Source organism: Thiothrix caldifontis, from assembly GCF_900107695.1.
Taxonomy (GTDB): domain Bacteria; phylum Pseudomonadota; class Gammaproteobacteria; order Thiotrichales; family Thiotrichaceae; genus Thiothrix; species Thiothrix caldifontis.
This window is the reverse complement of sequence record NZ_FNQP01000035.1, coordinates 1-13,163: the sequence shown is the minus strand read 5'-3', so window position 1 is coordinate 13,163 and position 13,163 is coordinate 1. Positions and strand designations below refer to the sequence as shown.

Below are 13,163 nucleotides of genomic sequence, written 5' to 3'. Positions count from 1 at the left end.
AGATGGTACGGAATAAATGGGTAATGATCCTTGCAGGCGTATTGCTATTACAGGTGTTGTTGGTGGCAGTGTCCGGCTGGAAAACCAATGCCTTGGCGGCACGTCCTGCCAACGAAGCCTTGCTGAGCTTTGAAACGGCGCAAATCGACCATATTGTAGTGAAAGATGCCGAGGGCAATAGCGCGGAATTGCGCAAGACCGCCGATCAGTGGCAATTACCAACACTGGAAAATGCGCAAGCAGATGCCGCTAAAATTACCGCTGTGTTGGATAAGTTGCACGGTTTGAAGCGCGGTTTGCCAGTTGCCACCAGCGGGGCAGATTTCAAACGCTTCAAGGTGGAAGACAGCGGCTTTGAACGTCAAGTCCAACTGCTGCAAGGCGATACGGTGAAAGCCGCCCTGTTGCTGGGCAATGGCGCGGGGGCTAGTCGCAGTTATACCCGCTTGCCTGATGACAAAGTGGTCTACAGCACCAGTATCGGCACGTATGAATTGCCGGGCAAGGCAGAAAGCTGGAAAAAGCCTGAGCCACCGCCACCACCCAAAGCGGAGGAACAAGCTGGGGACAAGCCCGTAGGGGCTTCACCCCCGCCTCCATCGGCTACCCCGCCCGCAGGAACTCCTCCGCAATAATATTGTTAAACTGCCCCTGCCGCCATTGGCAGGGGCGCACATCAAGGAGCAGACGATAATGAAACCGTTAGCTTTGTGTTTGAGTGTCTTGGTCGGATTTTTCCAGCCAGTCTGGGCCGAGACTGACCCTTTCCAGAACTGGCAAACGCCACCGCAATCCCCGCCACTGAATCCAACCCCACCGCTGATCCAGCAACAATCGCAATCAGTACAGGTGCAATCCCTCGCGGATGGGCGTTGGCGGGCGCAATTGCGTTACCAAGATCAAGCCAACGACACCCGCGATTACACCTTTGAGGGGACACCAGACGAAATCCGTAGCCAATTGCAGCAATCCGGCTTGCCGCAGGACAAACAGCAAGCGGTGTTGCAAGCGATGACCATGCAGCCGGAAGCAATGTTTGCGGATATGTTTGGGCAGGGTTTTCCGTTTAGTGGCTCACTGTTTGGCGGCAAAGACCCGTTTGACCACCCGTTTTTTAAACAGAATCCGTTCGATGACCCGTTTTTCAAGCAAGACCCATTTGCCAATGGGTTGTTGCAACGGTTTTTTGCTGAGCCACCGCGTGGGGCAGTGCCAGCGCCAGTGCAACCGCAGCCACCGAAACCCGCACAACCTGACAGGGTGTGGTTGTAATCACCAGGCATCAACTTTCGGTTGACAATCCCGGCAAAACATCTGAGTGTGCTTCATCCGTATCCGTGCCATTTGGGATGAAGCACTATGCAAAACCTACCGTTCAGTAACGCCAATGTGCCGTTGGCAGACTTACCCGATGTTGAACAGTTCGACTGGCAGGCACTCTCGCCGCGTTATATGCCGATTAATGCCATGCTAAATCTATTGGTGACGCTGGTGTTAGGGCTAATTTGGTGGGTGAGTCACTACACGCCATTGGCAGCCATCACCGCTGACTATCAGCCTTTGGCGGGTTGGGTGATGCTGGGGCTGATCGCCTTGAGTGTGCTTTACAACGTGTATGGCATTGTTGCGGATCAGCACGTGGCATATGCCTTGCGCGAGCATGATATGGGGTTTCGTTGGGGTTTGTTGTTTCGGCATACGGTGATTCAGCCGCTGACCCGTATTCAACACATTGAGCTGAAACGCGGCCCCATTGAACGCAGTGCGGGTCTGGCAACCTTGCAGGTGTTCAGTGCTGGCAGCGGCACGTATACGTTTGCAATCCCCGGTTTGCCGGTTGAGCGGGCGCAAGGCTTGCGGCAATTTATTTTACAGCATCAGGATTTACAGCATGGCGGATAATGCGCTGCAAAAACTGGAAAATTGGCAGCATTTATCGCCGATTGCCTTGCTGTATTTCAGCTTGCAAAGTTTGCAGGCGGTGTTTGGCAGTGTGTTTTATGTGATTCCGCTGGCGCTTTTTGCTTATCGGGGCTTGCAAGAGACGCCACTGCTGACGCTGGGCGTGATGCTGCTGGGCTTGGGGTTGTTCGCGGGTATTGCTTTGCTACGCTATTATTTTTACCAGTTTCGGGTCACTGGTGACACGGTGGAGATTCAAGCGGGAATTATTCAAAAAACCCAACTCAATCTGCCTTTCGAGCGCATTCAGAATGTGAAATTGGAGCAGCCTTTGTATTACCGCTTCACCGATCATGTGATGGTGCAGTTGGATACCGCCGGTTCGAGCCGCGAAGAGGCGCAATTGGTGGCGTTGTCGCGTGCACAAGCGGAAGCTTTGCAACACGCCATTTATGCCGCGCATTCAAGCACAGTGCCTACCGAAAATGCTGCCACTACGATTGCCAGCGACATTGAGGAAGTGACCGATACAATTCCCACCGAACGCTTATTGAATCAGCGCAGCATGGGTGATTTGCTGATTTATGGGATTAGCAATAATCGGGTATGGGTATTTTTGGCAGCAACGACACCGTTTTGGGACAACGCGCTGGAGCGGATGGTTGAACGGCTGGAAACGTTTGGCATTGATGTGGTGCATTATTTTGACCCGGCGCAGCAGTCGCTGGGGTGGTTGATTGTGCTGATGCTGGGCATTGCCTTGCTGGTAGTGATGTTCATGGCGTTGTTATCGGTGGCAGGCGCGATGTTGAGCTTTTTTGATTACAGCTTGGTACAGCGTGGTGAGCGGTATATCCAACGGTGCGGTTTATTTACTCGCCATGAGGTGAGTATGAAACTGTCGCGCCTGCAATGGATGCAGTTGCAACAAAGCTGGTTGGAGCGGGTATTTGGGCGCTGCAATGTGCGCTTTGAGCAAATTCAAGCACACCAAGCAGGTTTAGCCGATGCTGGGCGGATTATGGTTCCTGCTGTGACGCCGCAGGATGCGCAAGCGTTGTTGGCGGAGGCGTTGCCAGCGCAGCGTTTAGCCGAGGTGGTGTTTGCGCCGATTAACTGGCGCTTTTTAATCCGACCGTTCTTGTTCTGCCTTGTGTTTGTCGGGGCGTCGCAATGGCTGTTGCGCCCTGATTCGTCGCTCTTGGCGAATGTTGCCTTACTGCTGGGGGTTGGGGCGGGCTTGCTGAGTGTGTTGCGCTGGCGACGTTGGGGGTATGCGCTGGATAGTCAGTTTTTGTATATCCGCAATGGGCTGATTGGGGTGAATTACTATTGCCTGCCGATTTTCAAGGTGCAGCAGGTGAGTTATGTGCAAAGCTGGTGGTTGGAACGCCACAACCTGTGTCATGTGCGGCTGGTGTTTGCGTCAGGCGTTCAAGGTGTGCCGTTTATCCCATGGGCGGCGGGTAAGCGTATCGTGAATGACAGTTTGTATCAGGCGGAAAGTAGTGGGCTGAGTTGGATGTAGTGTGTTTGTTTAAAAGCTATTATAATAGCCGTTGAGCTGTTTCTTAAGGTGTTAGAGGTAATATAATGCCTGTTGTTTTCCAAACGCCCGACGCATTGCTGAAGACTATTGCAACCCAAGCCAAAGCGCAACGGCTGGCAGCCAACCTCACGCGGCGCACATTGGCAGAGAAATCCGGTGTTGCCGAAGCCAGCATCAAACGCTTTGAAACCACTGGGCAAATCAGTTTTCACAGTTTGCTGAAACTCGCGTTCGCCCTGAATTGCATGGATGACTTCAACCGCCTGTTTGCGGAAAAACCACCGCAAACCATTGCCGACCTGCAAACCACGCCGCGCCAACGGGGGAGTTTATGAAAAAATTATCAAGCGGCTTGTAAAACTGGCGGTTCAATTCCTGTACCAAATCCTGTATACCCACGTTTGTAAGGCGCGTGAAATGCCAGCACAATATCGGTTTTAGGCACGCCCATTTCTACGAGTTCGTTGGCGATGCCGCCTTCTGTGCCATCGTGCTGAATCCAAATTTGCCCATTTTTTATGTCAACGTGTAGCAAGGAACCATGAAAGCGGTCATAGCCATTCCAACCCACTGTCATTAGTTGGTAGCGGTCACGTTCAGGGTCAAACAGTAGCTCCATTTCCACATCCCCGTAGGCAGGTTTGAACTGCGCATAATGTTCGAGGACTTGGCGAACGTAACGGCGATAAGTTTCTAATTTTTCCATAGGATAATTTCCTCCCGTTCAGGATGAAAAACGTAACGGCGATAAGTTTCTAATTTTTCCATAGGATAATTTCCTCCCGTTCAGGATGAAAAACCAACAAGTTTACGTAGTAAAGATGATACCAAGTTTCGTTACACCCAGCATGTTGACCGTGTAAAGCAGCCATTTTGCGGTTAGGCTTGCAGGCGTTTTTTGACCTGATCATGGATGCCGTTTTCCACACTGCCCCAGAATTCATCGGCATCCTCCCATTTTGCCAGCGGTTTGCCGTCTTTGGGCAGGGCGACGATTTGCCCGATTTTGTGGTTACGCCAGCTTGCGGTGTGGCGGATGATGACCGGAATCACCACGTTGCCTTCATCCTGGTAGCGTTCCAATGCGCGTTCCATTTCCTTGGTGAAACAGTAGTCGGAATTGATGAAATCCGGGCTGACCAGCAGCAAGACAATATCGGCGGTATTCAGTTGCTGGAAGATTTGCTCATCCACCGCCTCGCCTGCAAACAGATGGCGGTCGCTCCATGCCGTGAGTGGTAAGGTGCGGCTGATGGCTTTCAGGTGTTTTTCCAGCCGCTCTTTGTGGGCTTCGTCGGCGTGGGAATAGGAGATAAACAGCTTGATGGTTTTGTCTGCCGGTTTGCTTGCGTCCAGTTTGGATGGGTGTTGCATGGCTTCGTCCTTGAATTCGGGTAACAGGGTGCGCTCTGCGCCTACTTTACTGAGGTATTCTTGATAGCGGCGGTGCGGGCTGGTTTCGCTGACCAATTTGCGTAGTGCGTATACCAAACGTTCAGGCTGGCAGCCACGTAATTGGAAGTGCAAGCGCCCTTGGGTGGATTGCTGTTTGTTGGCGTATTCGCATTCCAGCAGTAATTGACCTTCGTCGGTTTCGCAGAAAATGCCGGTGCGCCACGGTTCGCCTTCGTAGGTTTCACCGATGCGCAGGATCATGCGTTCGATAATGCTGCGGTGCAGGAAGGGATATTCGATGTCGAGTTGCCAGTCATCCGGGCGGCTATTTCCCCATGCGGTTTTGGCTTTGCTGGTCAGCGGCAACAGGGCGGGGATGATGAATTCGTGTTTGGCGAAGGGTTTGTTGTCACGCTGGTTTTGCTGCCGCTTGGGTTCGTAGCAGATACCGCAATTGTGCATGAAGTCGACATACACCTCCTGTTCGTTTACTTCTTCGTCTGCCCAAAACAGGCTGGCATCTTCGCCGTTAAAACGCCCGCCCATGCGTTCGATGCGGCGGCGGTGCGGTTTATTGGGGTCAAAGGCACGGTACACCGCATTAATCGCCCAGTTTTGGTCGAGAATGATCTGATCTTGAAATGCACCTTCGCGGTAAAACAATACGCCGGTTTTATGCAGATAGTCTGCGAACCATTCGGCGTGACTGACTCCCGCTTTGATGCAAAGCTGTTTGAAGTGGGCGAAGGGGATGGATTTCTGATTGAGTTGCTTCAGTGCCTTTTGAACCCGTAACCATGATGTTGGTAATTCCAAACAAACCCGGTATTTCAATTCCTCAATGACTGCTTCAATTGCCCCGCGCAGGATACTCATATTGCGTCCTGTCCATGCAGACACTTTGACAGCATGACTAATCTGGTTTGCACCGGGCAAGTCATCGCTTAGGTTAACAGGACGTTCACTCAATTGTTTATCTGAAATATCAATCTGGTTCTTAACCAAAATTACAGGGCTATTTTTACCCAAGTCATGAATGGATTCTAGCCAGTAACTGACTGGGTGGCAGGTTTCGTCTAGGTATTCTTCGGTTTCTTCTGCCCATAGTAATAGATACAGACAATCATCTGACAAGAACAGACGGTGCGTGGCGTGATAGATTTCCTGTCCACCAAAATCCCAAAGTTGCAATGTGATAGGGTCATCCTCACCATCCAACAGTTGTTGGATTTCCTTGATGATAATTCCATGAGTGGATTTGAATGATTCGCAGGGGGGGCGTTTGTGTTCCATTACATAAGCCAGCGTGGTTTTCCCAACCCGACCATTACCCACAAACTGAACTTTTAGTTGTTTCTGTATGGCAGATCCAGATGCGAGAATTTCCTCTCGATAATGTTTGATGTTTTCAATACCATTGTCCATATAGGGATTGGAGAGAATGATCCTCAAAAGGCTTGAACAACTTTTTTTATCATTATTAGTTTTTCGACCTAATAAAACTGGAGGGATTCCAGAATATGGACTATTGTGTAATGACAGTTCTGTTAGTTTGCTCTCCGCAATCCAATTATAGATTAATGAGAAGTCCCTGATTAAATTTCCCCCACAAAAAAGTGATTGTAATCTTGTGAGATTATTGAGTGGAGATAGGTCGCTAATTTTATTAATAAAGCATTTTAATGTCTTTAAATAACTTAAATGAGTTAATGATGAGATATCGCTAATTTGATTGTTGCTACAGTCTACTGACTGTAGATGTGGTAAATTGTTTAGCATTAGATTGCTAATTTGATTGTTGCTGCAATCCAGTGATTGTAATTGTGATAGATTATCTAATGCTAAACTGCTAATTTGATTGTTGCTGCAATTCAGTGATTGTAATTGTGATAGATTATCTAATGCTAAACTGCTAATTTGATTGTTGCTGCAATTCAGTAATTGTAATTGTGGTGGGTTATTTAGTGTCAAATTGCTAATGTGATTATTACTGCAATCCAGTGATTGTAATTGTGGTAGGTTATTTAGTGCTAAGTTGTTAATGTTATTATTACTGCAATCCAGTGATTGTAATTGTGGTAGGTTATTTAGTGCTAAGTTGTTAATGTTATTATTACTGCAATCCAGTGATTGTAATTGTGGTAGGTTATTTAGTGCTAAGTTGTTAATGTTATTATTACTGCAATCCAGTGATTGTAATTGTGGTAGGTTATTTAGTGCTAAGTTGTTAATGTTATTATTACTGCAATCCAGTGATTGTAATTGTGGTAGGTTATTTAGTGCTAAATTATTAATTTGATTATTATTGCAATTTATTGATATCAATGCAATTAAATAATTCACTGGTGACAGATCAATAATCTGATTGCTATTGCAATTTATAAACTTCAATAGCAATAAAAAACTCACAGATGATAAGTCACTAAATTCATTAAAACTACAATCTAGTGACTTCAAAAATTTTAAGTGGCGCAGAGGAAATAGTTCATTAATTTGATTAGAGTTACAGTTCAGTGATTCCAACGCGGTCAAGTGACTAACTGGTGACAAATCAATGATCTGATTGCCTTCACAGTTTAGTGATTGTAACTGCAATAGATAACTTACTGGTGAAAGGTCACTAAGCTCATTAAAACCACAATCTAGTGACTTCAAAAATTTTAAGTGATGCAGAGGAAATAGTTCATTAATTTGATTAGAGTTACAGTTCAGTGATTCCAACGCGGTCAAGTGACTAACTGGTGACAAATCAATGATCTGATTGCCTTCACAGTTTAGTGATTGTAACTGCAATAGATAACTTACTGGTGAAAGGTCACTAAGCTCATTAAAACCACAATCTAGTGACTTCAAAAATTTTAAGTGATGCAGAGGAAATAGTTCATTAATTTGATTAGAGTTACAGTTCAGTGATTCCAACGCGGTCAAGTGACTAACTGGTGACAAATCAATGATCTGATTGCCTTCACAGTTTAGTGATTGTAACTGCAACAGATAACTTATTGGTGAAAGGTCACTAAGTTCATTAAAACCACAATCCACTGACTTCAAAAATTTCAAGTGACGCAGAGGAAATAGTTCATTAATCTGATTAGAGTTACAGTTCAGTGATTCCAACGCGGTTAAGTGACTAACTGGTGACAAATCAATGATCTGATTGCCTTCACAGTTTAGTGACTGCAAATATTTCAAAGTACTGAGTGATGATAAATCCGTAATTTGACTCAAGGCACAGGCAAAGCTGGTCAAAGTTGTAAGTTGTCGAATATCAAGAGATATTTCCTGAATACCCTGATGTTCCCAGTTTTCTTTGTCTCCCGACACATCTAGCTTTTCCAGCCATGTAAGTTCAAACACCTCCTCCGGGATGGTGTCCAGACCGAGCTTGCTCAGATCAAGGGAGATCGAACGGGTGCGGCGGCATTCTTCAATGCGCTCAAGGGCGATTTCCAACGGGGTCGGTTTCATAAGCGTCAGCTAGTCAGGCATAAGGGACAATAGAGCCGATAGTAGCCGGAACAGCAGGGCTATTCAAACCGGATCAATTTGTAGTCTCCCCCGATGGATGCAAGTAGAAGGATTTCTATAACTCACAAAATAAGCTATAAATGAGTTATAGAATAACGGCGAATGACTCATGACATGGAACTGGCAACAACCCGACTGGCCTAATTTCAGCTTCGACCCGCTGAAGCTGATGCCGTTGGAAACCGCTTTTGCACACGAATCCGGCTTGCTGCTGGGCGCATTCACGCATCTGACGGAAGATGACCGCATCCAATTGAAAGTGGAAATGGTCAGCAACGAAGCCATGCAAACCTCGGCGATTGAAGGCGAATACCTCAACCGTGACAGTGTGCAGTCCTCCATTCGGCGGCAGTTCGGCTTACAAACAGACCGGCGACAAGTGACACCAGCGGAATACGGCATTGCGGAAATGATGGTGAATTTATACACCCACTTTCAGCAACCGCTGAGTCATCAAATACTGTTCGATTGGCATTCGATGTTGCTGAACGGGCGGCGGGATTTGCAGGTAATCGGCGCGTACCGCACGCATTCCGAAGCCATGCAAGTGGTTTCCGGGCGGCTGGATAATCCCAACGTGCATTTTGAAGCCCCGCCTTCCGCACAGATGGCGGCAGAAATGGCTGCCTTTGTGGACTGGTTCAACCGCACTCAAGCCAACGCGCCCGACGCATTGCCACCCCTGATCCGCGCAGGCATTGCCCACCTGTATTTCGTCAGCATCCACCCGTTTGAAGACGGCAATGGGCGTATTGCCCGCGCTTTGGCAGAAAAAGCCCTCGCGCAAGGCTTGGGGCAACCCACGCTGATTGCGCTTGCCCACACCATCGAACAGCACAAAAAAGCCTATTACGCCGAGCTGGAATGGGCGAACAAGGCGAACGACATTCAACGCTGGCTGGTGTATTTCGCGGAAATGGTGCTGGCGGCAGTGCGCCATTCACGCCAGCAAGTCGAATTCCTAATCGGCAAAACCCGTTTGTATGACCCAGTGCGTGGCAAACTGAATCCACGGCAGGAAAAAGTCGTGGCACGGCTGTTTGCGGAGGGCATCGGCGGTTTCCACGGTGGCATGAGCGCAAAAAATTACATCAGTTTGACCAATGCTTCACGGGCTACCGCGACTCGCGATTTGCAGGAACTGGTGGAATTGGGCGTGCTGCACAAAACCGGGGAACTACGTTATGCGCGTTATTGCCTCAATTTACCCGTGTGCATCAACACCTGCGCTGCCGTCAAGATTTGCCCATAGTCGGCATCGCTCATATCGGTAAATTTGTGCAAATTACTGTCGGTAACGCTGGTCGGCGGCCAAGGCGGAGGTTCCGCCAACCAACCGTTGGCATCGCGCATGTGCCGCCGATCGCTCAACAGTTTTTCGGCATATTCCACGCTAGGCATGACCCGAAACAGTGGTACAAACCTCGGTTTTAACACGGATTCATCCAAAAACGCTTGGCGGAAATAATCCGCGACCGGCGTGCAAAACGGCAAGGTGGTATCGAAATCGAGGAGGTAACGCACATCCGGCGCGGCGTGCCACAGCAACACCACGTGGTAATCCCACAGCAGCGGTTCAGTCGGCGTACTCGCACTGCGCTGGCAGAGGATGGGGAAAAACCTACCTGTTGCCGCCATCACCACCACCTCACTGTGCCGGAATTCTGGCTGCTGACACAGATGCCAGATGTTTTCTTCGCAGTAACGCGACTGGTAGCGGTAGTGTTCCCGTTCGGGCAGTTTCATGGCTTTTGCTTCAAGCGTTCCAGCACTTTCGTCGCATACGACAGGTAAAACTCGCCTTGCGTATCGGTTTCATGGTCAAGGGTGATGGGGAGTTTCGCACCCAAACTTTCCGCCGTATTGAGCCGGTTCGAGAAGGCTGATTTATTACGTGCCAACCAGATAAATTCGCGGTGGGCAGGTTCGGTGAACACCATCACCAATAATGCTGCGTGGTCGGCTTGCATTACCGCACACAAGGCGTTTTCAAAATCCTTCATGCGGGTGAGTTCTGCCGCGCTGGGCAAGCCTTCGGCGTCGAGTTCGGTAAACTCCCACAACAGACTGAAGCGTTCGGGGTAATTCCGAAACGGGAAATTTGCTCCCACATCCAGCACCCGCAACAGGTGTAAACCGTCATCTGCGGTGGCTTGTTGGACAACTGTCCACACGGGTTCGGCGGGATTGCTAGTATTGTCTGACATGGTATTCACCTCGGTTTGCTGTAAACGAGTGATCTTAAGCTAAAATCGCTCGTAAGCGCATCACCCCGGTCGCCAACGCCGTCCCCAGCACAATTACCGCGCCACCCACCAGCATCGACGCACTGACAGTTTCACCCAAAAACAGGCTGCCCCACAATACCCCGAACACCGGAATCAGAAACGTGACCGTCACCGCCCGCGATGCCCCCACTTGCGCCAGCAACCGGAAAAACAGCGCAAACGCCAGCGCAGTACACCCGACACCCAGCCCAATCACCGCCAGCCATGCCTTAGCGTCAGGCATAACCGTAGGCCAAAACGCATACGCCAACGGCAACAACACAATAGCCGCCGCCAGTTGCGCCCCAGTCGCCGTAACCAGTGATGGAACCCCCGCCAGCTTGTGCCGGGTGTAATGGGTCACAATCCCGTAGCACAAGGTAGCCCCCAGCATCGCCACAATCGCCCAGCCGGAACCACCCGCTTTGAAATCAGCCTTGTCCGCTGCCAGCAACAATACCCCGACAAACCCGATCAGCAAGCCCAGCATCTGCGACTTGCTGAGCCGCTCATTCAGCCACAATGCGCCGATCAGCGCGGTAAAAATTGGCGTGACCGCATTCATGATCGACGCCAACCCCGACGTAATCGACAGCACCGCCCACGCAATCAGCACAAACGGCACGGCGGAATTGAGCAAACCCACCAATAGCATTGCCCCCATATTCTGCCGCAACAGCCCGCTTTGCCCGCGCCACCACAGCAACGGCAACAGACACGCCGCCGCAATTGTCACCCGCAACCAAATCAGCGGAATCGCCCCGAATGACGGAGCCGCATAGCGCATGAACAGGAACGATCCGCCCCACAGGGCAGCTAACAGAATCAAATCAAACAGGTTACGTGGTGTCATGGGGCCATTATAAGGATATATTGTCGTAAAACTGAAAACCCTATCACTTAAAGAGTCACTATTATGAAAATCGGCGTTACCAGCCAAAATTTGCGTACCATTACTGGGCACGCCAGCAAAGCCCGCAGCTTTTTGATGTATGAATGGACTGCGGAGCAAGCGGTACAAAGCGTCGAGCCGTTGGAGTTGTCGATGGAAATGTCGATCCATGCGTGGGACAAGCGCGGTGATCACCCGCTGTTGGCACTGGATTATTTGATCACTGGCCCGTGCGGTAAAAGCTTCATCAATCAGATGAAGCAATATGGTGTGAGAGTTAGAACCACTGACGAAACTGACCCATTGTTAGCCGTGCAACAGTTAGTGGCGGCAGTCGTGCCTTGGGCGGCCAATCCAGTACGAGGGGCTTAGCCAGAGGGATTCATCCGGGCACAACACCACTCACCAGATGGTTTTTTTCCAGAATCCGGTAAATTTTCATGCCCGACTTGGACAGCTTTTGAATATCGTCAAAGTTGGGAATTTCGCCATTGTCCAGCCGTTGTTCCCATTCGGTGATTTCCATATCCATGTATTCCAGCAGCTTGATGGAACAGCCGTAGCTACAGGTTTCGGCGCATAGCTCTTGTTCGGTCATCGCAAACGGGAAGTTTTCCCGGATTTGCTGAATAATGTTGCGCATTACTACGGTTGTTTTGGGTTTCATGTCTGCTGCTCACCTCCGCCGCTTTGCTGGGAATATAGCACCCGACTTGAATGATGAGAATCTGCTGCCATGAAAGCCGTCCTGCTTTGCTCGCCATTGTCCTCACAATTATTGCCTCCGGCATTCTGGCGGGGATGGATTCGCTGGGGAAATTCCTGATGCGTGACTTTTCGACCTTTCAGGTGACGTGGGCGCGGTTCCTGTTCCACAGCATTATAGTGTCGCTGCTGTTTTATGGGCAGGGTTTGCGCCATTTTGCCGTGACCCGTGCGCCGAAAACGCAGTTGTTGCGCGGCTTGTGCATGGTTGGCATCAACACCTTGCTGTACATGGCGATCAAGACGGTGAGTCTGGCAGAGGCTACTGCGTTGATGTACCTGTCGCCAGTGCTGGTTACGCTGTTGGCAGGCGTATTTCTGGGGGAACGTATCCTGCCACGTCATTTGTTGGCTGTTGCTGGTGGATTTATTGGGGTGCTGGTGATTATCCGTCCCGGTTTCCACAGCTTTGAACCGGCGTTGTTGCTGGCGTTTTTTGCCTCGCTGCTGCTGGCATTGTATTTTCTGCTGACCCGTAAAGTGGCGGGGGTGGATGATCCGCGCACCTATACGCATCAACTTTAAGCCCTCCATTCCCTAACTTGCTGTAATCTCATCCAATTATTAGGTTTTTTCCTCCGTTTGTTTTGTCGGCAAGCGGTTGAAGAAGCGAAGAGTTTTGCCAGTTGCTTGAGGCATTTTATCAAGCTGCGTCGCTCAGCGATGCAGGCGGCAAGATGGGAAGCCTGTTCCTGAATGGCTTGAACACCTTTGGTGAGGCTGCGCTGGGGTATTTCCCACAATCCGGTGAGCATGATCCAGTGTTGGATGAGGATAATCAGTAATTTGACGTAGATTTCACACAAAATTCGCCATACGTTGGCACTTCTGGAAACCGCGAGGCGACTTTGACTTTTCCAGAGTT

At 49.7% G+C, this 13,163-nt stretch carries 15 protein-coding genes and 1 pseudogene; 9 read left to right on the top strand and 7 right to left on the bottom strand.

Translation table 11 applies throughout. The features are described from left to right. The first annotated feature begins 2 nt into the window (after positions 1 to 2). From BLV87_RS17500 to BLV87_RS17480, 5 genes are all read left to right on the top strand, one after another. Positions 3 to 635 (top strand): DUF4340 domain-containing protein, encoded by a 633-nt coding sequence (locus BLV87_RS17500; RefSeq protein ID WP_093070779.1) that lies wholly within the window; start codon positions 3 to 5, stop codon positions 633 to 635. Between the two features lie 58 nt (positions 636 to 693). Next, the gene (locus BLV87_RS17495; RefSeq protein ID WP_093070778.1) at positions 694 to 1,272 is read left to right on the top strand and encodes a hypothetical protein; all 579 of its coding nucleotides are present in this window, start codon (positions 694 to 696) and stop codon (positions 1,270 to 1,272) included. An 87-nt stretch (positions 1,273 to 1,359) separates the two neighbouring features. Beyond that, positions 1,360 to 1,902 carry a PH domain-containing protein gene (locus BLV87_RS17490; protein WP_093070776.1) on the top strand — a complete coding sequence of 181 codons (543 nt, stop codon included), beginning with the start codon at positions 1,360 to 1,362 and terminating at the stop codon, positions 1,900 to 1,902. Continuing rightward, on the top strand, positions 1,892 to 3,430 hold the full coding sequence (locus BLV87_RS17485; protein WP_093070774.1) for a PH domain-containing protein: 1,539 nt from the start codon (positions 1,892 to 1,894) through the stop codon (positions 3,428 to 3,430). Before BLV87_RS17490 ends, BLV87_RS17485 begins: the two co-directional genes overlap by 11 nt. 65 nt (positions 3,431 to 3,495) lie before the next feature. Then, positions 3,496 to 3,786, top strand: coding sequence for a helix-turn-helix domain-containing protein (locus BLV87_RS17480; protein ID WP_093070772.1), 291 nt, complete (start codon positions 3,496 to 3,498; stop codon positions 3,784 to 3,786). Positions 3,787 to 3,794: 8 nt separating this feature from the next. On the opposite strand, the gene BLV87_RS17475 is transcribed toward BLV87_RS17480, so the two are convergent. The 3 genes and pseudogenes from BLV87_RS17475 to BLV87_RS20095 all read right to left on the bottom strand — a co-directional run. Continuing rightward, positions 3,795 to 4,157, bottom strand: coding sequence for a XisI protein (locus BLV87_RS17475; RefSeq protein ID WP_093070770.1), 363 nt, complete (start codon positions 4,155 to 4,157; stop codon positions 3,795 to 3,797). 173 nt (positions 4,158 to 4,330) lie between these two features. Beyond that, positions 4,331 to 6,271, bottom strand: a complete 1,941-nt coding sequence (locus BLV87_RS19895; RefSeq protein ID WP_245707068.1) for a COR domain-containing protein — start codon at positions 6,269 to 6,271, stop codon at positions 4,331 to 4,333. Positions 6,272 to 6,562: 291 nt separating this feature from the next. Beyond that, positions 6,563 to 8,314 (bottom strand): annotated as a pseudogene (locus BLV87_RS20095) (leucine-rich repeat domain-containing protein); the annotation flags it as partial. A 169-nt stretch (positions 8,315 to 8,483) separates the two neighbouring features. On the opposite strand from BLV87_RS20095, the gene BLV87_RS17465 reads away from it, so the two are divergent. After that, complete coding sequence (locus BLV87_RS17465) at positions 8,484 to 9,626, top strand: Fic family protein (protein ID WP_093070767.1); 1,143 nt, start codon at positions 8,484 to 8,486, stop codon at positions 9,624 to 9,626. Here the strand turns inward: BLV87_RS17465 and BLV87_RS17460 are convergent. The 3 genes from BLV87_RS17460 to BLV87_RS17450 are packed head-to-tail and all read right to left on the bottom strand — an operon-like array spanning position 9,566 to position 11,494. Then, on the bottom strand, positions 9,566 to 10,120 hold the full coding sequence (locus tag BLV87_RS17460; RefSeq protein WP_093070765.1) for a protein N-terminal glutamine amidohydrolase: 555 nt from the start codon (positions 10,118 to 10,120) through the stop codon (positions 9,566 to 9,568). The genes BLV87_RS17465 and BLV87_RS17460 overlap by 61 nt on opposite strands. Then, on the bottom strand, positions 10,117 to 10,581 hold the full coding sequence (locus BLV87_RS17455) for a DUF695 domain-containing protein (RefSeq protein ID WP_093070764.1): 465 nt from the start codon (positions 10,579 to 10,581) through the stop codon (positions 10,117 to 10,119). Before BLV87_RS17455 ends, BLV87_RS17460 begins: the two co-directional genes overlap by 4 nt. 34 nt (positions 10,582 to 10,615) lie before the next feature. Continuing rightward, positions 10,616 to 11,494 (bottom strand): DMT family transporter, encoded by an 879-nt coding sequence (locus BLV87_RS17450; protein ID WP_093070762.1) that lies wholly within the window; start codon positions 11,492 to 11,494, stop codon positions 10,616 to 10,618. A 63-nt stretch (positions 11,495 to 11,557) separates the two neighbouring features. Between BLV87_RS17450 and BLV87_RS17445 the strand changes: the two genes are divergently transcribed. Then, a complete protein-coding gene (locus BLV87_RS17445; protein WP_093070761.1) occupies positions 11,558 to 11,905 on the top strand; it encodes a NifB/NifX family molybdenum-iron cluster-binding protein in 348 nt (115 codons plus the stop codon). A 10-nt stretch (positions 11,906 to 11,915) separates the two neighbouring features. Here BLV87_RS17445 and BLV87_RS17440 read toward each other — a convergent pair whose 3' ends face one another. Beyond that, the gene (locus BLV87_RS17440; protein ID WP_093070759.1) at positions 11,916 to 12,200 is read right to left on the bottom strand and encodes a hypothetical protein; all 285 of its coding nucleotides are present in this window, start codon (positions 12,198 to 12,200) and stop codon (positions 11,916 to 11,918) included. 50 nt (positions 12,201 to 12,250) lie between these two features. Between BLV87_RS17440 and BLV87_RS17435 the strand changes: the two genes are divergently transcribed. Both BLV87_RS17435 and BLV87_RS19555 read left to right on the top strand, forming a co-directional pair. After that, positions 12,251 to 12,823 carry a DMT family transporter gene (locus BLV87_RS17435; protein ID WP_093070757.1) on the top strand — a complete coding sequence of 191 codons (573 nt, stop codon included), beginning with the start codon at positions 12,251 to 12,253 and terminating at the stop codon, positions 12,821 to 12,823. 101 nt (positions 12,824 to 12,924) lie between these two features. Beyond that, positions 12,925 to 13,083, top strand: a complete 159-nt coding sequence (locus BLV87_RS19555; protein WP_175517813.1) for a hypothetical protein — start codon at positions 12,925 to 12,927, stop codon at positions 13,081 to 13,083. Positions 13,084 to 13,163: the final 80 nt, after the last annotated feature.